At 73.5% G+C, this 20,765-nt stretch carries 16 protein-coding genes and 1 pseudogene; 14 read left to right on the top strand and 3 right to left on the bottom strand.

The features are described from left to right. The 5 genes and pseudogenes from ACWEO5_RS23265 to ACWEO5_RS23245 form a co-directional block, all read left to right on the top strand. Positions 1-353: pseudogene (locus tag ACWEO5_RS23265) on the top strand (hypothetical protein); the annotation flags it as partial. An 11-nt stretch (positions 354-364) separates the two neighbouring features. Continuing rightward, the gene (locus tag ACWEO5_RS23260) at positions 365-1,165 is read left to right on the top strand and encodes a hypothetical protein (RefSeq protein WP_452164214.1); all 801 of its coding nucleotides are present in this window, start codon (positions 365-367) and stop codon (positions 1,163-1,165) included. 218 nt (positions 1,166-1,383) lie between these two features. Next, on the top strand, positions 1,384-2,256 hold the full coding sequence (locus ACWEO5_RS23255) for a FadR/GntR family transcriptional regulator (protein WP_452164213.1): 873 nt from the start codon (positions 1,384-1,386) through the stop codon (positions 2,254-2,256). Positions 2,257-2,748: 492 nt separating this feature from the next. Next, positions 2,749-4,371: an RNA polymerase sigma factor gene (locus ACWEO5_RS23250; RefSeq protein ID WP_452164212.1), complete on the top strand. Its 1,623-nt coding sequence runs from the start codon at positions 2,749-2,751 to the stop codon at positions 4,369-4,371. 270 nt (positions 4,372-4,641) lie between these two features. Beyond that, complete coding sequence (locus ACWEO5_RS23245; protein WP_452164211.1) at positions 4,642-5,496, top strand: S1 family peptidase; 855 nt, start codon at positions 4,642-4,644, stop codon at positions 5,494-5,496. 128 nt (positions 5,497-5,624) lie between these two features. Here the strand turns inward: ACWEO5_RS23245 and ACWEO5_RS23240 are convergent, their stop codons facing one another. Next, positions 5,625-5,855, bottom strand: a complete 231-nt coding sequence (locus tag ACWEO5_RS23240; protein WP_014138480.1) for a DUF7455 domain-containing protein — start codon at positions 5,853-5,855, stop codon at positions 5,625-5,627. Positions 5,856-6,327: 472 nt separating this feature from the next. Between ACWEO5_RS23240 and ACWEO5_RS23235 the strand changes: the two genes are divergently transcribed. The 6 genes from ACWEO5_RS23235 (at position 6,328) to ACWEO5_RS23210 (ending at position 13,136) form a co-directional block, all read left to right on the top strand. Then, positions 6,328-8,439 carry a DNA gyrase/topoisomerase IV subunit B gene (locus ACWEO5_RS23235; protein ID WP_344552620.1) on the top strand — a complete coding sequence of 704 codons (2,112 nt, stop codon included), beginning with the start codon at positions 6,328-6,330 and terminating at the stop codon, positions 8,437-8,439. A 140-nt stretch (positions 8,440-8,579) separates the two neighbouring features. Next, on the top strand, positions 8,580-9,059 hold the full coding sequence (locus ACWEO5_RS23230) for a DUF1453 domain-containing protein (protein ID WP_452164210.1): 480 nt from the start codon (positions 8,580-8,582) through the stop codon (positions 9,057-9,059). Positions 9,060-9,128: 69 nt separating this feature from the next. Continuing rightward, entirely contained in the window at positions 9,129-10,289 is a 1,161-nt protein-coding gene (locus tag ACWEO5_RS23225) for a sensor histidine kinase (RefSeq protein WP_452164209.1), read from the top strand. Beyond that, positions 10,286-11,005 (top strand): response regulator, encoded by a 720-nt coding sequence (locus ACWEO5_RS23220; protein WP_452164208.1) that lies wholly within the window; start codon positions 10,286-10,288, stop codon positions 11,003-11,005. Before ACWEO5_RS23225 ends, ACWEO5_RS23220 begins: the two co-directional genes overlap by 4 nt. Before the next feature lie 113 nt (positions 11,006-11,118). Continuing rightward, the gene (locus tag ACWEO5_RS23215) at positions 11,119-11,535 is read left to right on the top strand and encodes a DUF485 domain-containing protein (RefSeq protein WP_452164207.1); all 417 of its coding nucleotides are present in this window, start codon (positions 11,119-11,121) and stop codon (positions 11,533-11,535) included. Next, positions 11,532-13,136 carry a solute symporter family protein gene (locus tag ACWEO5_RS23210; RefSeq protein ID WP_452164206.1) on the top strand — a complete coding sequence of 535 codons (1,605 nt, stop codon included), beginning with the start codon at positions 11,532-11,534 and terminating at the stop codon, positions 13,134-13,136. The genes ACWEO5_RS23215 and ACWEO5_RS23210 overlap by 4 nt, the downstream gene beginning before the upstream one ends. 91 nt (positions 13,137-13,227) lie before the next feature. Here the strand turns inward: ACWEO5_RS23210 and ACWEO5_RS23205 are convergent, their stop codons facing one another. Next, on the bottom strand, positions 13,228-14,133 hold the full coding sequence (locus tag ACWEO5_RS23205) for a sucrase ferredoxin (protein WP_452164205.1): 906 nt from the start codon (positions 14,131-14,133) through the stop codon (positions 13,228-13,230). A gap of 151 nt (positions 14,134-14,284) precedes the next feature. On the opposite strand from ACWEO5_RS23205, the gene ACWEO5_RS23200 reads away from it, so the two are divergent. Then, the gene (locus ACWEO5_RS23200; RefSeq protein ID WP_452164204.1) at positions 14,285-15,007 is read left to right on the top strand and encodes a hypothetical protein; all 723 of its coding nucleotides are present in this window, start codon (positions 14,285-14,287) and stop codon (positions 15,005-15,007) included. Positions 15,008-15,079: 72 nt separating this feature from the next. Here the strand turns inward: ACWEO5_RS23200 and ACWEO5_RS23195 are convergent, their stop codons facing one another. Beyond that, on the bottom strand, positions 15,080-17,530 hold the full coding sequence (locus ACWEO5_RS23195) for a DNA gyrase/topoisomerase IV subunit A (RefSeq protein ID WP_344552612.1): 2,451 nt from the start codon (positions 17,528-17,530) through the stop codon (positions 15,080-15,082). 237 nt (positions 17,531-17,767) lie between these two features. Here ACWEO5_RS23195 and ACWEO5_RS23190 point away from each other — a divergent pair, with 237 nt between their 5' ends. Beyond that, complete coding sequence (locus ACWEO5_RS23190) at positions 17,768-19,102, top strand: M16 family metallopeptidase (protein ID WP_452164203.1); 1,335 nt, start codon at positions 17,768-17,770, stop codon at positions 19,100-19,102. A gap of 17 nt (positions 19,103-19,119) precedes the next feature. After that, on the top strand, positions 19,120-20,484 hold the full coding sequence (locus tag ACWEO5_RS23185) for a M16 family metallopeptidase (protein WP_452164215.1): 1,365 nt from the start codon (positions 19,120-19,122) through the stop codon (positions 20,482-20,484). The last annotated feature ends 281 nt before the right edge of the window (positions 20,485-20,765 follow it).

The raw sequence follows: 20,765 nt of genomic DNA, 5'->3' as shown, positions 1-20,765 counted from the left end.
CCCGCCCGGCGGCGGCCCGTTCGACGGTGCGCCCGACGGCCCGTCCGACGGGGTCAGGGGCGGCCGGGCCGGAGCCCGGGCGGGGGGTGGTCGACGCCGAGCACCTGGCGGCCAACCCGACCGACGCGGAACTGCTGACGCCCGCCCGGATCAGGGGAGTCGGGCAGCACCCCGCTCCCGTGCACCCCTTCCCGGGGCGCCCCTGGTCGGCGGGATCCACCGGCCTGCGCCCGGCCGCACCGGCGGGGCGCTCGCGGGAGCCGGGCGGGGAGCCGCCCGCCGGTGCGGACGCGGCGGATCCGCGAGGAGCGGCGCACAGCGGCGCCGCCGACGACGAGAACGGGAGTGAGTGACCGTGCGGGTGGTGGCGAGTGAGGTGCGTCGGCTGCGCGGGGTGCGCAGCACGTGGGTGGTGGTCGCGGGCGCGCTGGTACTGAACGCGGCGGCGGCGGTGTTCACCGCGACCCGGCTGCCGGCCGGGGAGTTGGCGGTGCCGGACGCGGTGCGGTCGCTCGCGGCGGTGGTGCCGGTCCTGCCGCTGCCGCTGACCGCGCTCGCCGCGGCGGTGCTCGGCGCGCTGGCCTACGGCAACGAGACCCGCTGGCCCGGCCTGCCCGCCTCGCGGGTGACCGTGGGCCGCCGGTTGGCCGCGCTGCTGGCCAAGTCGCTGGTGGTGGGCGCGGCGGCGCTCCTGCTGGCCGCGCTCACCCTCGGGGTGAACGCCCTCGCGGCGCGGCTCGTGCTGCCCGCCGGGGTGGACGCCTCGGCCCTGTTCGACCCGTCCGGCCTGCCCGCCGCCCCGTTCGCGACGGGCGGGATCGGCCGTCCGCTGGCGGCGTTCCTGGCGGTGGCGGTGGCGGGCGGCTGGGCGGGCCTGCTGATCACCTCGCTGGTGCGCAGTGCCGTCGTCGGCATCCTGCTGACCGGCGCGCTGCCCGCCCTGCTGGAGCCCACCGCCGGTCTGCTGCTGCACCGCACGGGACGCAACTGGCCTCTCTGGGTAAGGGAGTTGCTGCCCTTCCAGTACGGCCTGGACTGGGTCCGCGACGCCGCCGACCGGACCGCGGGCGCGCTGGACGGCGTGGTGCTGGCCGCGCTGCTCGCCCCCGCCGCCCTGCTGGTGCTGGCCGCGGTGCTGGCCCAGCTGCGCCGCCGGAGCCTGTGACCCCGGCGGGCGGAGGGCCGGGGGAGGGGCACCCGGAGGGGCCCTGACGGTGTGACAGCGGGGGCGGGAGGAACGGCCGGGGGAAACGGCAAGGGATGACCGGTATGAGCATTTACGACTGATAAGAAGTCAATTATCCAGACACGGTCGATCACCCTTTCGTGTGCTTTTCAGGAGAATGCTCAAGGCGGCTCCGCCGATCGCCGACAAAGGATGGCGTGAGTACCCTTGCGCACCCCACCGTGACCGCCGCTCGCCAGGCCGAGTCGATCTCCGCCTCCGAGCTGGACCGCTTCCCGTACGCCGACCGCCCCACCCCGCCCGCCCCCCGCTGGGAGGGGGCGGAGAACGACCTCTCCCGGGTCGGTCGGAAGACCACCAGCAGCCGCGGCCGCGGCCTGCACGGCCAGCTGGTCCAGCAGCTCGGCCAGATGATCGTCTCCGGCGACCTGGGCGCCGACCGCCCGCTGGTGCCGGAGGAGATCGGCCAGCGCTTCGAGGTCTCCCGCACCGTGGTGCGCGAGTCGCTCCGGGTGCTGGAGGCCAAGGGCCTGGTCTCGGCCCGGCCGAACGTCGGCACCCGGGTCCGCCCGGTGAGCGACTGGAACCTGCTGGACCCCGACATCATCGAGTGGCGCGCCTTCGGCCCGCAGCGCGACGAGCAGCGCCGCGAGCTGTTCGAGCTGCGCTGGGCGATCGAGCCGCTGGCCGCCCGGCTGGCCGCCGGGCACGGCCGGGAGGACGTCCAGCACCGGCTGGTCGAGCTGACCGAGATCATGGGCCAGGCCGGCAGCCAGGGCGACCTGGTCAGCTACTCCCGGGCCGACGCCGAGCTGCACGGGCTGCTGCTGCAGATGGCCGGGAACCGGATGCTGGAGCACCTGTCCGGGATCGTGGCCGGCGCGCTCCAGGTCTCCGGCGGCTCCGGCACCACCTGCGAGCGCCCGTCCGAGTCGGCGGTCAGCCTGCACGCCCGGCTGGTGGACGCGCTCGGCACCGGTGACGGCACCGCCGCCGAGGCCGCCGTCCGGGCGCTGCTCACCGTCCACCCGGAGGTCGAGCACTCCGTCCCCGCACCGCGCGAGCACTGAGCGGTCCACCCCGACCGCCGCTCCGACCGGATGGCCCTTCTGCTGCCCCACCCGCGCAGCCGGGGGGCCATCGGCGCTCCGGGCCCGCCCCGACCCCCGGCCCCCGGCCTCCCGCCCCCGCCGCAGAGCCGGAAGGGCCGGAGGGGCCGGAAGGGCCGGAAGGGGTGGAGGAGGCGGAAGGGTCGGGAAGGGTTCGGAAGGGGCCGGGCGGGGGACCGGAGGCGCCCCGCGGATAGGCCGCTCGGGGCAGCCCGCACCGGCCGCCGGGTGGTGTGACGGGCGCCACGACGGGCATGCGTAACACTTGAGTGGCGGCAGCGATGTGTACGGAGCGGAAGCAGCTCCGGAATATCACCACAAGCCAGCTGGCTGTGTTGGTCCGCGGCGCTGCTGCCGTCCTGCAGACCCCGGTCACCGTCCTCCCCGCCCGAGCCCGAGCAGTCGGGCCGGTCGGTGCGGGTTCGTGTCCACTCATCGTCCGAGAGGTTGTTCGTGTCGGCCAGCACATCCCGTTCGCTTCCCCCCGAGATCGCCGAGTCCGCGGCACTGCTGGCGCTCATCGAGCGGGGCAAGGCCCAGGGGCAGATCGCCGGTGACGACGTGCGCCACGCGTTCGAGGCGGACCAGATCCCGGTCACCAAGTGGAAGAACGTCATGCGCAGCCTCAACCAGGTGCTGATTGAGGAGGGGGTGGAGCTGATGGTCAGCGCGGCCGAGCCGGCCGGCGCCAAGCGCAAGAGCGTCGCGGCCAAGAGCACCACCAAGCGCACCGCGACCAAGGCGGTCACCACCCGCACGCCGGTCGCCCAGACCAAGCCCCCGGTGCGGATCGCCCCTGCGGCGAACATCGCCCCGCCCGTCTCCGTCTCCGCTTCGGTGACCAGCACCGAGGTCACCGTCGTCGAGAGCATCGACGTCGCCGAGGCCAAGGCCGCCGTCAAGAAGGCCGCCGCCCCGGCGAAGAAGGCGGTGGCCAAGAAGGCCGCCGCCCCCGCCAAGAAGACCGCCGCCAAGAAGACCGCCGCGGCCGGCAAGCCCGGCGCCAAGGGCGACGAGGAGGTCATCGGCGAGGAGGAGCTCCTTGAGGACGTGGCCCTGCCCGGCGACGGCAAGGAGGGCGAGGCCGAGGAGGAGACCGACCAGGGCTTCGTGCTCTCGGACGACGACGAGGACGACGCCCCGGCCCAGCAGGTCGCAGTGGCCGGTGCCACCGCCGACCCGGTCAAGGACTACCTCAAGCAGATCGGCAAGGTCCCGCTGCTCAACGCCGAGCAGGAGGTCGAGCTCGCCAAGCGGATCGAGGCCGGCCTGTTCGCCGAGGACAAGCTGAGCCAGGCCGACAAGCTCGCCCCGAAGCTCAAGCGCGAGCTGGAGATCATCGCCGAGGACGGCCGCCGCGCCAAGAACCACCTGCTGGAGGCCAACCTCCGCCTGGTGGTCTCGCTGGCCAAGCGCTACACCGGCCGCGGCATGCTCTTCCTGGACCTGATCCAGGAGGGCAACCTCGGTCTGATCCGCGCGGTCGAGAAGTTCGACTACACCAAGGGCTACAAGTTCTCCACCTACGCGACCTGGTGGATCCGGCAGGCGATCACCCGCGCCATGGCCGACCAGGCCCGCACCATCCGCATCCCGGTGCACATGGTCGAGGTCATCAACAAGCTCGCCCGCGTGCAGCGCCAGATGCTCCAGGACCTGGGCCGCGAGCCCACCCCGGAGGAGCTGGCCAAGGAACTCGACATGACCCCCGAGAAGGTCATCGAGGTCCAGAAGTACGGCCGCGAGCCGATCTCGCTGCACACCCCGCTCGGCGAGGACGGCGACAGCGAGTTCGGTGACCTGATCGAGGACTCCGAGGCGGTCGTCCCGGCCGACGCGGTCTCCTTCACCCTGCTCCAGGAGCAGCTGCACTCGGTGCTGGACACCCTGTCCGAGCGCGAGGCGGGCGTGGTCTCGATGCGCTTCGGCCTGACCGACGGCCAGCCGAAGACGCTGGACGAGATCGGCAAGGTCTACGGCGTGACCCGCGAGCGGATCCGCCAGATCGAGTCGAAGACCATGTCGAAGCTGCGCCACCCGTCGCGCTCCCAGGTGCTGCGCGACTACCTGGACTGATCCGGCACCCGGACCGATCCGGTCCGGACGCCACGCGAGACGTCACGCGAACGGGCCCCTCCGCCACGGCGGAGGGGCCCGTTCGCGTGTCCGGGGGTCGCCCGATGGGGTGGCGGGGGGCCGCGGGGCGGGCACGGCGGGTGAGCGGGTGACTACGCTGGGCCGGTTGTCGCGGCACGGAGCGGCGGCCCGTCCGCACGGCGGCCGGACCCGGGTCCGCGCGGCGCCCGCTCCCGTGCCCCGAACCCCGCCGAACCCCCTGGAGAACCGGTGCCCTTCCTGGACACGTTCGCGCCTCGGCTGCTCCGCCGCCGGGCGGTCGCGCTCGTCGCCCTGGCCGCCCTGCCCGCCCCGCTGATCGCGCTGGGCGCGGCCGGGCCGGCCGCCGCGCAGCGGCGGATCATCGGCGGGACGGGGGCCAGCACCGGCGACCACCCGTGGATGGTGGCGCTGGCCAGCCGGCAGCAGTTCGGCTCGGCCCGCTCCGGGCAGTTCTGCGGCGGGGCGCTGATCAGCCCGACCAAGGTGATCACGGCGGCGCACTGCTTCTACGACGAGACCACTGCCCGTCCGACCGACCGGCCCGGGCTGCGGGTGATCGTCGGGCGGGACGACCTGCGGGGCACCGCGGGGCGGGAGGTGGCGGTGCGCGGGGTGTGGATCGACCCCGGCTACAGCTTCACCGCGAACACCCGGGACGTGGCGGTGATCACCCTGACCGAGCCGCAGGACGACCGGCCGGTGCTGGGACTGGTGAACCCGGGCGAGACCGAGCCGTACGCGCCGGGCACCCCGGCCACCGTGTTCGGCTGGGGGGACACCCGGGGCAACGGCAGCTACTCGAACACGCTGCGCCAGGTCACCGTGCCGGTCATCTCGGACGAGACCTGCGGGCACGCCTACCCGGGCGGCTCGGACAGCGCCTACGACGCCCGCACCATGGTGTGCGCGGGCGAGGCGCAGGGCGGCCGGGACGCCTGCCAGGGCGACAGCGGCGGGCCGCTGCTGGTGGCGGGGCGGCTGGCCGGGCTGGTCTCCTGGGGCGCGGGCTGCGCGGAGGCCGACCACCCCGGGGTGTACACCCGGATCGCGGCGGTCTCGGAGGCCGTGCACAACGTGCTGTGAGCGCCCGGGCACCGGCGGCCGGGCGGAAACGCCACGGCCGGGTGGCCCGCCCCTGGGAAGGGTGGGCCACCCGGCCGTTCAGGCAGCTCTGAGGAGCAGCCGGGCAGCTCGGGAGAGCAGCGGGAGCGTCAGCGCTCCCCCTCCTCCGCGACCGCCGGCGTGCCGGAGAGGCGGTCGCTCTCGTCGTGTATCTCCACGGCGATCTTCTTGAGCTCGGGCTCGAACTTGCGCCCGTGGTGGGCGCAGAACAGCAGCTCTCCGCCGCTGGAGAGGACGACGCGCAGGTAAGCCTGAGCGCCGCAACGGTCGCAGCGGTCTGCCGCGGTGAGCGGGCTCGCAGGGGTCAGAACAGTAGTCACGTCGCCTCTTCTCTAGCTCGACGAGCTGTGTACCAGGATCAACATCCAACCAGGTCGAATTCGTTCCCGCTCGTGGCTTTTCTCTTTGAGGATTCTGCCGTCGTCTTGTTGTTGAGGACGTGCCCCGGACAACGGCGGTTCATGCGTGCCGATTCCCGTGACCGGCGGATCACCTCGAACGCCCGATCGGGCCGGGGTGCGAGGTCCGCGTAGCATAATCCTCCGCTGGGTTGGAGCATAAGCCCCGTCCCGGAACCCGTTGAACCGCATCGCAGCAGCTCCGCAGCCCTCCCCGGCCGCCCGGATCCGCCAGGACCCGTGGTGTCGGCAGGGGATGGCAGGCTGGGAACCGCCCCCGGGGCGGGAACCTTGTTCGCGCAGCGCGTACAAGGAGCGCGGACCTCAGCGACCCGGATCTCAGTTGCTGAGAGCATGCGGGGGTGTCCGTCAACGTCATGGAGGAGTGCAGAGCGTGAGTGGAGAAAAGACCGGCCCGTCCTCTCTGGTGACCGGTGAGGGCGGGTCCGACTACACCGCGCGGCATCTGCTCGTCCTGGAGGGCCTGGAGGCGGTCCGCAAGCGGCCGGGCATGTACATCGGGTCGACCGACAGCCGCGGCCTGATGCACTGCCTGTGGGAGATCATCGACAACTCGGTCGACGAGGCGCTGGGCGGGTTCTGCGACCGGATCGAGGTGCTGCTGCACCAGGACGGCTCGGTCGAGGTGCGCGACAACGGCCGCGGCATCCCGGTGGACGTGGAGCCCAAGACCGGGCTGTCCGGCGTCGAGGTGGTGATGACCAAGCTGCACGCGGGCGGCAAGTTCGGCGGCGGCTCGTACGCGGCCTCCGGCGGTCTGCACGGCGTCGGCGCCTCGGTGGTCAACGCGCTGTCCGCCCGGCTGGACGTGGAGGTGGACCGCTCCGGCGCCACCCACGCGATCAGCTTCCGGCGCGGCACCCCCGGTGCCTACGCGGGGGAGGGGCCGGACGCGAAGTTCGAGCCCGGCAGCGGGATGACCAAGCGGGGCAAGTTCGCCAAGACCCGCACCGGCACCCGGATCCGCTACTGGGCGGACCGGCAGATCTTCCTCAAGGACGCCCGGCTCTCGCTGGAGTCGCTGCACAGCCGGGCCCGGCAGACCGCCTTCCTGGTCCCCGGCCTGACCATCGTGGTGCGCGACGAGCGGCTCACCGAGAGCGAGCAGGTCGCCGAGGAGACCTTCCGGTACGACGGCGGGATCAGCGAGTTCTGCGAGTTCCTGGCCCCCGACCGCCCGATCTCCGACGTGCTGCGGCTGCGCGGCGAGGGCACCTTCAAGGAGACCGTCCCGGTGCTCGACGAGCTCGGGCACATGACCCCCACCGAGGTCACCCGCGAGCTCGGGGTGGACATCGCGCTGCGCTGGGGCGCCGGCTACGACACCACCCAGCGCTCCTTCGTCAACATCATCTCCACCCCCAAGGGCGGCACCCACGTCACCGGCTTCGAGCGGCAGCTCGCCAAGACCGTCAACGAGGCGCTGCGGGCCGCCAAGCTGCTCCGGGTCGCCGAGGACGACATCACCAAGGACGACGCCCAGGAGGGCCTGACCGCGGTCATCACCGTCCGGCTGGCCGAGCCGCAGTTCGAGGGGCAGACCAAGGAGGTGCTCGGCACCTCGGCGGCCAACCGGATCGTCGCCGCGGTGGTCGCCAAGGAGCTGAAGGCGTTCCTGACCTCCGCCAAGAAGGACGAGAAGCTGCAGGCCCGGGCGGTGCTGGAGAAGGTCGTCGCGGCCGCCCGGACCCGGGTCGCGGCCCGGCAGCACAAGGAGGCGCAGCGCCGCAAGACCGCGCTGGAGACCTCCTCGCTGCCCGCCAAGCTGGCCGACTGCCGCAGCGACGACGTGGACCGCAGCGAGCTGTTCATCGTCGAGGGCGACTCCGCGCTCGGCACCGCCAAGCTGGCCCGCAACTCGGAGTTCCAGGCGCTGCTGCCGATCCGCGGCAAGATCCTGAACGTCCAGAAGGCGTCCGTGAGCGACATGCTCAAGAACGCCGAGTGCGCCTCGATCATCCAGGTGATAGGAGCGGGCTCGGGCCGGACGTTCGACATCGACCAGGCCCGCTACGGCAAGGTCATCTTCATGGCCGACGCCGACGTCGACGGCTCGCACATCCGCACCCTGCTGCTGACGCTGTTCCACCGCTACATGCGGCCGATGGTCGAGCAGGGCCGGGTGTTCGCCGCGGTGCCGCCGCTGCACCGGATCGAGCTGACCAACCCCAAGCGCGGCCAGGAGAAGTACCACTACACCTACTCCGACGCCGAACTGCGGCGCACGCTGCTGCAGTTCCAGGGCAAGGGACTGCGCTGGAAGGACCCGATCCAGCGCTACAAGGGCCTCGGCGAGATGGACGCCGACCAGCTGGCCGAGACCACCATGGACCCGCGGTTCCGGATCCTGCGCCGGATCAACCTGGGCGACCTGGAGTCCGCGGAGAAGACCTTCGACCTGCTGATGGGCAACGACGTCGCGCCGCGGCGCGAGTTCATCGTCGACTCGGCGGCCACCCTGGACCGGTCCCGGATCGACGCCTGAGCGAGCCGGTGCGGAAGGGCTCTCCACCCTGGGGTGGAGAGCCCTTCCGCGTGCGGGATCAACCCGCGCTCCGAGGACCCGGCGGCCCGTCCTCCGTAGCGTTCCGGGTGTCGAGAACACCCCCGCCTGGAGGCACTGAGATGACCGCCCTGTCCGATGTCCTGATCGCCGTCGCCGTGATCGTCCTGGTGGTGGGCCGGCAGCTGCGGGCCCGCCGGCTGGACACCGAGCGCCGCTTCTGGCTGATCCCGCTGGTGCTCGCCGCCGTCGCGCTGCGCGACCCGGTGCTGATCGACCCGGACCACCGGGCCGCCTCCGTCCTGCTGGTGGCGGGCTCGCTGCTCACCACCGCCGGGATGGGCTGCGTCTGGGGCTGGACGGTGCGGATCTGGCGCGAGGCCGACGGCTCGCTGTGGAGCCGGGGCACCACCGCCACCGCGTTCGCCTGGGTCGGCGCGCTCCTGGTCCGGGCCGCCTGGTTCGGCGTGGGCGTCGCCCTGCACGTCCACCAGTCCGGCAGCGTGCTGCTGCTCTCGCTCGGCCTGCTGCTGCTGGTCCGCTCGGTGGCCGTCCAGTGGCGGGCCCGGCAGCTGGACGGCGGGCACGCCCTGGCCGCCTGACGGCACGTCACGAAGGCGCCGCCGGACTCCGACCGAATCCGGCGGCACCGCTGTTGAGAGGATCGTCCGGTGAGCACACTGGAACGCTGGACCCGGTGGCCCGCCGGGGACGTCCCGATCAGGGAACGCAGTTCGCGGGCCCGGATCACGCTGTCCCTCTTCGGCCGGACCGCGATGCTGGGCGCCGTGGTGTTCGGCACCTTCGCCGAACACCGGTACTCCGGCTGGCGGTTGCTGCCGCCGATCGGCTGGATCACGGCCGCGGCCGGCCTGTTCACCGGCTGGTACTTCGCCTGCCGGGCCCGGCGGCTGTGGCCCGCGCTGGGCTGCGCCGCCGGACTGCTGGCGACCGCCGGACTGGCCCACGGGGGCGGGGCCGACACCCTGGCCTCGGTGATCTGGTGCGGGCTCGCGGTGCTCGCGGTGATCCGGCTGCCGCTGGCCGCCGGACTGGCCACCGCCGGTGCGGCGATCGCGAGTTACGGCCTCGGTTCGCACGACTCGCTGCTGGCCATGCTGGCCGTCGCGGGCGGCATGGGCCTGCTCGGCTACCTGCTGCGGCTGGACAGCCAGGCCCGCTCCGCGCAGCGCGCCCTGCTCGCCCAGGAACGGGCCGCGCAGGCCGCGCGGGCGGAGAGCGCGGCGCTCGCCGAACGGGCCAGGATCGCTCGGGAGATCCACGACGTGCTCGCGCACAGCCTGTCCGCGCAACTGGTGCACCTGGAGGCGGCCCGGCTGATGCTGGACGCCGGGGCCGAGCGGGCCGAGGTCCGCGAACGGGTGGTCGCCGCCCGGCGGATGGCGCAGGACGGCCTGGCCGGGACCCGGCAGGCGCTGTCCGCGCTGCGCGGCGAGTTCACCCCCGTCGCCGAGTTCGTGGCCGAGCTGGCCGCCGGGGCCGGGGCCGAACTGACCGTCGACGGCGTCCCGCGGCCGCTGCCCGCCGAGGCCGGGCTGGCGGTGCGCCGGGTCGCCCAGGAGGCGCTGACCAACGCCCGCAAGCACGCCCCCGGCGGCCGGGTGGACGTCCGGCTCGCCTACCGGGAGCAGGAGGTGGAGCTGCGGGTGCGCAACTCCGCGGCCCCGCGCGGGGCGCACCCCGTGCTGGGGGACAGCGGGAGCGGGTACGGTCTGCTCGGGATGCGCGAGCGCGCGGAACTGCTCGGCGGCGAACTGCTGGCGGGCCCCGACGAGGGAGGGTGGCGCGTGCTGCTGCGGGTGCCGGCGTGACGGACGGACCGATCCGGGTGGTGGTCGCCGACGACCAGACCGTGGTGCGGGAGGGGATCGTGATGCTGCTCGGCCTGCTGCCGGGCATCACCGTGGTCGGCTCCGCGCCGGACGGCGAGGAGGCGCTGCGGCTGGTCGCCGAACACGCCCCCGACGTGGTGCTGATGGACCTGCGGATGCCGCGCTGCGACGGGGTGGAGGCCACCCGCCGGATCCGCGCCGGGCACCCCGGCACCGAGGTGGTGGTGCTCACCACCTACGCCGACGACGACTCGCTGTTCTCCGCGCTGCAGGCCGGGGCGCGCGGCTTCCTGACCAAGGACGCCGGCGCGGAGGAGATCGCCCGGGCCGTCGCCGACGTCCGCTCGGGCGCGGCCGGGCTCTCCCCGCAGGTCCAACTGCGGCTGCTGGAGCGGCTGTCGGGCCCGGCGGCGGCCGTCCCCGGGCCGGCGCCCGCCGCCCCCGCCCCCGGCCCGGTGCCCGGGCCGAAGGCCGCCCAACGCCCCGCGCTGCCCGACGGGTTGACCCAGCGGGAGGCCGAGGTGCTGGCGCTGATCGCCGCCGGACTGTCCAACGCGGAGATCGCGGAAAGGTTGTTCGTCAGCCCCGCGACGGTGAAAACGCATATCAACAACCTTTTCGCCAAGACAGCGGTACGGGACCGCGCGCAGGCCGTGGCGTACGCCTTCAGGCATGGAATTTCCGACGGTTCGTGAACCTACCTTCCCGTAGCTGGTTCGGGTGAACGTATCTTCGCGGGTTGCGCCGGGTGGTTTATGACGGTCCATCATGGTTCGGTCCTGGTGACCGAAATGATGAGGTGTCGGCTGTGGCACAGCAGGAGAGAGTCGACTGGTGGGCCGCGGCCGCCTCCCGTCCCCGGGTGGTGGCGCAGCGGCGGACCGCGGAGCCGGCGCCGCCGGAGGAACGGGCCGGGCGGGAGGTCTACCGGAGCGTCCAGGACAGTGACGCCTTCCAGGAGATCAGGCGCGGCTACCGCTCGTTCGTGTTCCCGGCCAGCGCCGGGTTCCTGTCCTGGTACCTGCTGTTCGTCGCGGCCCAGGCGTTCGTGCCGGACCTGATGTGCCGACGGATCGCCGGGCCGCTCAACCTGGCCTGGCTGCTCGGCCTCGGCCAGTTCGCCTCGACCTTCGTCCTCACCTGGCTCTACGCCCGCAACGCCCGCACCAAGCGCGACCGAGCAGCCCTCGAACTGCGCTGGGACACCCAGGACCAACTGCGATGACCCCACACCCCAGCCACGGCCTCGCGATCGCGCTGTTCGCCGTCGTCGTCGCCGTCACCCTGACCATCACCGTCTGGGTCGGCCGCCGCGGCCACGCCGCGGAGGACTTCTACGCCGGCGGCCGCGACTTCTCGCCGCTGCAGAACGGCTTCGCCCTCTCCGGCGACTACCTCTCGGCCGCCTCCTTCCTCGGCGTCACCGGCCTGATCGCGCTCTACGGCTACGACGGCGTGCTCTACAGCATCGGCTTCCTGGTCGCCTGGCTGGTCGTGCTGATGCTGGTCTCCGAACTCGTCCGCAACGCCGGCCGCTACACCCTGGCCGACGTGCTGGCGCTGCGGATGCGCCAGCGCCCGGTGCGCGCCGCGGCCGGCCTGGCGTCGATGGTCGTCACCCTGATGTACCTGATCGCGCAGATGGTCGGCGCGGGCAGCCTGGTCGCGCTGCTGCTCGGCACCGACAGCGGCGCCGCCAAGGGCTGGACCATCGTCGGCGTCGGCGGCCTGATGATCGTCTACGTGACGGTCGGCGGGATGCGCGCCACCACCTGGATCCAGATCGTCAAGGCGTTCCTGCTGACCACCGGCTCGGTGCTGCTCACGGTGCTGGTGCTGGCCCGCTTCCACGGCGACCTCGGCGCGCTGATGCGCACCGCCGCGCAGCACAGCGGCGTCGGCGACCGGTACCTGGAACCCGGCCTGAAGTACGGGCCCGGCCTGATCAGCCGACTGGACTTCGTCAGCCTCGGCCTGGCGCTGGTGCTCGGCACCGCGGGCCTGCCGCACATCCTCAGCCGCTTCTACACCGTGCCCACGGCGCGGGCCGCGCGGCGCTCCACGATGTGGGCGATCGGCCTGATCGGCTGCTTCTACCTGATGGCGATCGTGCTCGGCCTCGGGGCCGGCGCGGTGGTCGGCGCGAAGTCGGTCAGGGCGGCGAACCCCGCGGGCAACACGGCCGTCCCGCTGCTCGCCCTGGACCTCGGCGGCGGGGCGGGCTCCACCTGGGGCCTGCTGCTGTTCGCGGTGATCTCGGCGATCGCCTTCGCCACCATCCTCGCCGTGGTCGCGGGCCTCACCCTGGCCTCCTCCGCGGCCTTCGCCCACGACCTGTACGCGCGGGCCTGGCGGCGACCCGAGGAACGGCAGGTCTCAGAGCGCGAGGAGGTCATCGCGGCCCGGATCTCCGCCGTGGTGATCGGCGGGCTGGCGATCGTGCTCAGCCTGTTCGCGCAGAAGCTCAACGTCGCGTTCCTGGTCGGCCTGGCCTTCGCGGTGGCCGCCTCGGCGAACCTGCCGACCCTGCTGTACTCGCTGTTCTGGAAGCGGTTCACCACCCGCGGCGCGGTCTGGTCGGTGTACGGCGGCCTCGTCCCGGCGGTGGTGCTGGTGCTGTTCTCGCCGGTCGTCTCCGGCGCGAGGACCTCGATGCTGCCCGGCGTCGACTTCCACTGGTTCCCGCTGGAGAACCCGGGGCTGGTCTCCATCCCGCTCGGCTTCCTGGCCGGGTGGCTGGGCACCGTCACGGACCGGGAACGGCCGGACGAGGACGGCTTCGCCGAGCTGGAGGTGCGGGCCCTGACGGGCGCGGGCGCGGCCTAGCACGGGAGGAGACGCGCCGGAGGGCCGCGACGGGCGGGTGGGCCACCACCCCGTCGCGGCCCTCCGGCGCGTCCGGGGCCGTCCGGGCCGCTCAGGGAGTCTGCGGCGAGAGTTCCACCACGTCCATCCGGGACGGGGTGCCCGGGGCCTTGCCGCAGCTCTCGGGGCGCGGCGGCTCGCTCGCGGACTCGGCGACGACGGCCCGCCAGCGGCGGCCGTCGGAGTGCCGGACGTCGACCGTCCAGGGCGAGCCGCCGGGGTGCTGGTGCAGCGTCAGGGCGTCGGCGGCGCACTCGCCGGTCAGCTCGCGGACGGCCTGCTCGGCGGCCTGCGCCGGGCGCGGCCAGTAGGAGCGGCCGCGGGAGTGCGCGGGGACGGTGTGGCCGGCGGCCGTCGCCGCCAGCACCTCCTTCGCCGACTCGGGGGTGAGCCGCCCGTACGCGTAGCCGTGCGGCAGCACCAGCATGGTGGGGGAGAAGCGGTGCCCGCCGAGGTGGGTGACCTCCCAGACCTCGCTGTGCCCGGCCGCGGCGATCTCGGCGGCCAGCGGGCGGCCGAGCAGCGCGCAGCAGCGGTCCCGGCGGCCGTTGGTGCACACCAGGGCGATCGGGCCGCCGACGTGCGGGGCGCCGAAGGAGCCGTGGTCGCCCGCGCCGAGGGCGGCGAAGTCCAGGCCGAGCAGTTCGGCGGGGGAGCCGACGTGCCTGCGGCGGACCCACGGGTCGGCGGGGGAGGTGTGGGCGAGCAGCACCTCGTGCCGGGCGGTGGTGTCGGTGTCGGCGTGCCGCCCGGGGCGGCGGACCAGGGCGATCCGGACGCCGGTGCCCGCGGCGGCCCGGTCCAGCGCGGCGCCGAGCCCGGCGTCGAGGTGGCTCCCGGTCAGCGCCTGCGCGCCCCAGGGGCCGGACTGTTCGAGCAGCAGCCAGGTGGTGGCGGTGGCCGCGGTGGCGCTCAGCGGTTCGGTCAGTTCGCGCGACAGCGTCGTACAGGTGCTCACCCGGCCCACCCTACGTCCGGACGGCCCTCCCGGGCGCGGTGGTACGCCCACGGAGAGCCGGTCGCGGCCGGGCTATGCTGGGCCCGATTGCTGGCAGTTGACGTTCTTTTGGGGGAGTCTTGAAGTTCTGCCTGCCTGGTGGGGGTGGCTGATGAACGGTGTGCCGCAGGTGATGCCGGAGACGGCCCGGCAGCCGAAACGGCGCTGGCGGATCGGACTGCTGCTGTGGTTCGTCCTGCAGTGGGTGCTGATTCCGGTGGAGCTGGTGCTCACCGTGGTGTGGATCCCGCTGCGGACGGTCATGGACGTCGCCGAAGAGAAGGACTGGTTCCTGCTCGGCTGGGCGCGGATGCTGCTGCGTCCGCTGCACCGCTTCGTCGGCCCGGCCAGGTTCGTTCGGGAGTGGACCGACGACCAGCGGCGTTGGGAGGCCAGGCTGGCGGAGATCTGCCGCACCGCGGCCGCGGCGTTCGCGGGCGGCCCGGGCCGCAAGTACGCCTTCCGCGGCTGGGCCAACCTGCGCTGGGGGGTGGGCTTCGAGAGTTTCGAGGTGCGCGGCAGGGACTACCGGGGTGCTCGGCCGGAGCCGGTCCTCGCGATCGCCGCCCAGCACGGCCTGTACGTCTTCTTCCACCAGTACAGCAGCGACTTCCTGCTGTCGCCGGTACCGCTGGAAGGCCCGGGGAAGCCGGTGGAGGGCTGGCAGGCGGAGGGCCGGCAGGCGTCCGGTCAGCAGCCGGTCGGTCAGCCGGCGTACGGGCAGCACCAGCCGGGTCAGTATCCGGTTGGCCAGCACCAGCCGGGCCAGCACCAGCCGGGCCAGCATCAGCCGGGTCAGTACCCGCCCGGCCAGTACCCGGCGGCGTACCGCTGAGTCCGTGCGACGCGTGAGGGGCGGGCACCCACCGGGTGCCCGCCCCTCACGCGTCGGCGCTCCGCCGCCGTGCTACATCCGGCTGCCGACCGCGGCGACCGGGGACGGCACCGGGGTGCCGGAGCCGTCCCGGCGCGGGTCGCGCTCGGGGAGGGCGACGGGCTGGCCGGTGCTGCTGGTGCCGAGGGCGGGCAGCGGGCCGGCCCAGGCGAAGGCCAGGCCGTCCTCGCCGCGCAGGAAGCGCTGGCAGCGGACGCCGCCGGTGGCCCGGCCCTTGCGCGGGTACTGGTCGAACGGGGTGAGCTTCCAGCTGGTCTGCTCCTCGCCGGCCAGTGTGCCGGAGGCGGTCGCGACCGACAGCACCACCGCGTCCTGCGCCGGGTCGACCGCGGTGAAGGAGAGCACCTTCGCGCCGTCGGACAGCTTGATGCCCGCCATGCCGCCGGCCGGGCGGCCCTGCGGGCGGACCTGGTTCGCCGGGTAGCGCAGCAGTTGGGCGTCGGACGCGATGAAGACCAGGTCCTCCTCGCCGGTGCGCAGTTCGACCGCGCCGACCACGGCGTCCCCGTCCTTGAGCGCGATCACCTCGAACTCGTCCTTGTTGGCGGGCCATTCGGGCACCACCCGCTTGACCACGCCCTGCACGGTGCCGAGCGCCAGGCCGGGTGAGGACTCGTCCAGCGTGGTCAGCGCGATCGGCCGCTCGTCGGCCTCCAGCCGGAGGAACTCGGAGACCGCCGCGCCGCCGGACAGCGCCGTGGTGCCCGGGGGCAGCGCGGGCAGGTCGATCACCGGCAGCCGCAGCACCCGGCCGGCCGTGGTGACCAGGCCGACGTCGCCGCGGGCGGTGGCCGGGACGGCGGAGGCCAGCACGTCGTGCTTGGCGCGGGCCGCCGACTCCTCGGTGACCGGCTCCAGGTCGAAGGTGCGGGCCAGCAGCCCGGTGGAGGACAGCAGCACCCGGCACGGGTCGTCGGCGACCTCCAGCGGCACCGCCAGCGCGGCGGACGGCACCGAGCCGGCCTCCAGCAGCACGGTACGCCGCTCGGTGCCGAACTGCTTGGCGACGGCGCCGAGTTCGGAGGAGACCACGGAGCGCAGCTTGGTGTCCGACTCCAGGATCTCGGTCAGCTCGGCGATCTCCTTGAGCAACTTGGCCTGCTCGGCCTCCAGCTCGACCCGGTCGAAGCGGGTGAGCCGACGCAGCGGGGTGTCCAGGATGTACGCGGTCTGGATCTCGGAGATGCCGAAGCGCTCCATCAGCCGGTCCTTGGCCTGGCCGGCGTCGTCGCTGCTGCGGATGATCGCGATCACCTCGTCGATGTCGACGAGCGCGACCAGCAGGCCCTCGACCAGGTGCAGCCGGTCCTGGCGCTTGCGGCGGCGGAAGTCGCTGCGCCGCTTGACCACCGTGAAGCGGTGGTCGACGTAGACCTCCAGCAGCTCCTTGAGGCCCAGCGTCAGCGGCTGCCCGTCGACCAGCGCGACGTTGTTGATGCCGAAGGTCTCCTCCATCGGCGTCAGCTTGTACAGCTGCTCCAGCAGCGCCTCGGGGACGAAGCCGTTCTTCACCTCGATGACCAGGCGCAGGCCGTGCTCGCGGTCGGTGAGGTCCTTGACGTCGGCGATGCCCTGGAGCTTCTTCGCGTTGACCAGGTCCTTGATCTTGCCGATCACCTTCTCGGGGCCGACCGTGTACGGCAGTTCGGTGACCACGATGCCCTTGCGGCGGGCGGTGACGTTCTCGATCGAGGTGGTGGCGCGGATCTTGAAGGTGCCGCGGCCGGACTGGTAGGCGTCCCGGATGCCGGAGAGGCCGACGATCCGGCCGCCGGTGGGCAGGTCGGGGCCGGGGACGAACCGCATCAGGGTGTCCAGGTCCGCCGCCGGGTGCTTGATCAGGTGCCGGGCGGCGGCCACCACCTCGGCCAGGTTGTGCGGCGGCATGTTGGTGGCCATGCCGACCGCGATCCCGGTGGCGCCGTTGACCAGCAGGTTCGGGAACGCCGAGGGGAGCACCTGGGGCTCCTGCTCGGAGCCGTCGTAGTTCGGGCCGAAGTCGACGGTGTCCTCGTGGATGGACTCCACCAGCGACATCGCGGCGGCGGTCAGCCGGGACTCGGTGTAGCGCATCGCGGCCGGCGGGTCGTCGTTGCCGAGCGAACCGAAGTTGCCGTGGCCGTCGATCAGCGGCAGCCGCATCGAGAACGGCTGCGCCAGGCGCACCACGGCGTCGTAGATCGAGGCGTCGCCGTGCGGGTGCAGCCGGCCCATCACCTCGCCGACCAGACGCGCGCACTTGACGTGGCCGCGCTCCGGGCGCAGGCCCATCTCGTTGGCCTGGTAGAGGATCCGGCGGTGCACCGGCTTGAGGCCGTCCCGGGCGTCCGGCAGGGCCCGGGAGTAGATCACCGAGTAGGCGTACTCCAGGAACGAGCCCTGCATCTCGTCCACGACATCGACGTCGAGGATCCGCTCCTCGAAGTCACCGGGCGGCGGGGTGGGCGAACTGCGGCGGGCCATCGCTGCGGGGCTCCCTTGCGGTACATGCGGGACATGGGGGTGGTCGGACGCGGGCACGAACGCCCCCCATTGTGGACCCTCGGTGGGACACCACCCGTCACCCGGGCCGCTTCCGCCGCTGGCGAACGCGCCCCGCGGCCGGACACCTGACGGCGGCACCGGGCGTTGCACCACAATGGGGGACGTCACACGCCCCCGGCCCGGACACTCCGGAACCGACGACGGGAAGGACCCCGCATGGCCAACCCCGTGCCCGCAAGCGGCCTCGCCATCACCGAACACCGCCTGGCCAACGGCCTGCGGGTGGTGCTCTCCGAGGACCACCTCACCCCGGTCGCCGCCGTCTGCCTCTGGTACGACGTGGGCTCCCGGCACGAGGTCAAGGGGCGCACCGGCCTCGCCCACCTCTTCGAGCACCTGATGTTCCAGGGCTCGGCCAACGTCTCCAACAACGGGCACTTCGAACTGGTCCAGGGCGCCGGCGGTTCGCTCAACGGCACCACCAGCTTCGAGCGCACCAACTACTTCGAGACCATGCCCGCCCACCAACTGGAGCTCGCGCTCTGGCTGGAGGCCGACCGGATGGGCTCGCTGCTGGCCGCGCTGGACGAGACGTCCATGGAGAACCAGCGCGACGTGGTGAAGAACGAGCGCCGCCAGCGCTACGACAACGTGCCCTACGGCACCGCGTTCGAGAAGCTCACCGCGCTGTCCTTCCCCGACGGCCACCCCTACCACCACACCCCGATCGGCTCGATGGCCGACCTGGACGCCGCCACGCTGGAGGACGCCCGGACGTTCTTCCGCACCTACTACGCGCCCAACAACGCGGTGCTGGCGATCGTCGGCGACGTCGACCCGGAGCAGACCATTGCCTGGGTGGAGAAGTACTTCGGCTCGATCCCGGCCCACGACGGCAAGCAGCCGCCGCGCGACGGCGCCCTGCCGGAGACCATCGGCGCCGAGGTCCGCGAACTGGTCCGCGAGGACGTCCCCTCCCGCGCGCTGATGGCCGCCTACCGGCTCCCGCACGACGGCACCCGCGAGGCCGACGCCGCCGACCTGGCGCTCACCATCCTCGGCAGCGGCGAGTCCTCCCGCCTGTACAACCGGCTGGTGCGCCGCGACCGCACCGCCGTCGCGGCCGGCTTCGGCCTGCTGCGGCTGGCCGGCGCGCCCTCGCTCGGCTGGCTGGACGTCAAGGCCGGCGGCGAGGCCACCCTGGAGCAGATCGAGGCCGCCGTCGACGAGGAGCTGTCCCGCTTCGCCGCCGAGGGCCCCACCGCCGAGGAACTGGAGCGCGCCCAGGCGCAGATCGAGCGCGAGTGGCTGGACCGGCTCACCACGGTGGCCGGCCGGGCCGACGAACTGTGCCGCTACGCCGTCCTGTTCGGCGACCCGAAGCTGGTCAACAGCGCCCTGCCGAAGGTCCTCGACGTCACCGCCGAGGAGGTCCGGGCCGTCGCCGCCGCGCGGCTGCGCCCCGACAACCGGGCCGTGCTGGTGTACGAGCCGACCGGTGACGACGAGAGCACCGACAGCAACGACAGCGACGAGGAGGCGGCGGCGTGAGCGACTACACCCCCGCGATGGAGTTCCACCCGCAGCCCCGGCCCGGCACCCCCACCCCGTGGGCGTTCCCGGCCCCCGAGCGGCTCACCCTGGCCAACGGCCTGACGGTGCTGCACTGCCACCGCCCCGGCCAGCAGCTGGTCGCCGTCGACGTGGTGCTGGACGCGCCGCTGGCCGCCGAGCCCGAGGGCCTGGACGGCGTCGCCTCGATCCTGGCCCGGGCGCTGTCCGAGGGCACCGACACGCTCAGCGCCGAGGAGTTCGCGGGCGAGCTGGAGCGGGCCGGCGCCACCCTGGACGCGCACGCCGACCACCCGGCGATCCGGGTCTCGCTGGAGGTCCCGGCCTCCCGCCTGGAGCGCGGCCTGACCCTGCTCGGCGACGCGCTGCGGGCCCCCGCGCTGCCCGCCGACGAGATCGAGCGGCTGGTCGCCAACCGCCTCGACGAGATCGTCCACGAGCAGGCCAACCCGGCCCGCCGGGCCGCCAAGGCGCTGTACGCGGCGCTGTTCCCGGCCGACGACCGGCTGTCGCGGCCGCGCGCGGGCTCCAACGACACCGTCAAGCGGATCGACCGGGACGCGGTCGAGGCGTTCTACCGCGCCCACCTGCGCCCGTCCACCGCCACCGCCGTGGTGGTCGGCGACCTCACCGGCGTCGACCTGGCCGCGCTGCTGGAGTCGACCCTGGGCCGGTGGAGCGCCGACGGCAAGGCGCCGGCCGCGCACGGCCCGGTGGCCGGGGACGACACCGGCCGGGTGATCATCGTGGACCGGCCCGGCTCGGTCCAGACCCAGCTGCTGATCGGCCGGATCGGCCCGGACCGGCACGACCCGGCGTGGGCCGCGCAGGTGCTCGGCACCTACTGCCTCGGCGGCACCCTCACCTCCCGGCTCGACCGGGTGCTGCGCGAGGAGAAGGGCTACACCTACGGCGTGCGGGCGTTCGCCCAGGCGCTGCGCTCGGCCGCCGACGGCTCCGGCCGCGGGCTGCTGGCGATCAGCGGCTCGGTGGACACCGGGTCCACCGCGCCCGCGCTGCAGGACACCTGGACCATCCTGCGCACGCTGGCCGAGGGCGGCCTGACCGACGCCGAGCGGGAGGAGGCCGTGCAGTTCCTGGTCGGCGTCGCCCCGCTGAAGTTCGAGACGGCCGGCTCGGTCGCCGCGACCCTGGCGGACCAGGTCGAGCAGTACCTCCCGGACACCTACCAGGCGGACTTCTACCGGCAGTTGGCCGAGCTGGACACCGCGGCCGCCACCCGCGCCGTGGTCGCCGCCTTCCCGCCGGACCGGCTGGTCACCGTGCTGGTCGGCGACGCCTCGGTGATCGCCGAGCCGGTGAAGGCGCTCGGCATCGGGGACGTCACGGTCATCGCCTGACCGCTCCCGCGCGCGAGGGTCCGACGGGGCGTCAGCCCCGCCGGGCCCTCGGCGTTTTCGCGGACCTTTAATGCCTTGCGCGCCCCCGGTGCGGCGTGGGTAGATATCCCCGACCGGGCGACGGACGCGCGGTCGGACGCACGCGGAAGGAGGCGGTCACCATGCGGGTCGAGCCACGACGACGCTCCCCGAGACTGCCCCTCCGCTGTCCCCTCCGCACCGCCTGAGCAGTCTCCGGCGCAGCGCCCGTCCGCTGCCCGCGGTCCCGGCACGCCGGGCCG

This window comes from Kitasatospora sp. NPDC004272 (assembly GCF_053603035.1).
Note: the sequence above shows the minus strand (reverse complement) of the source record. Positions and strands in the feature narration are given on the sequence as shown.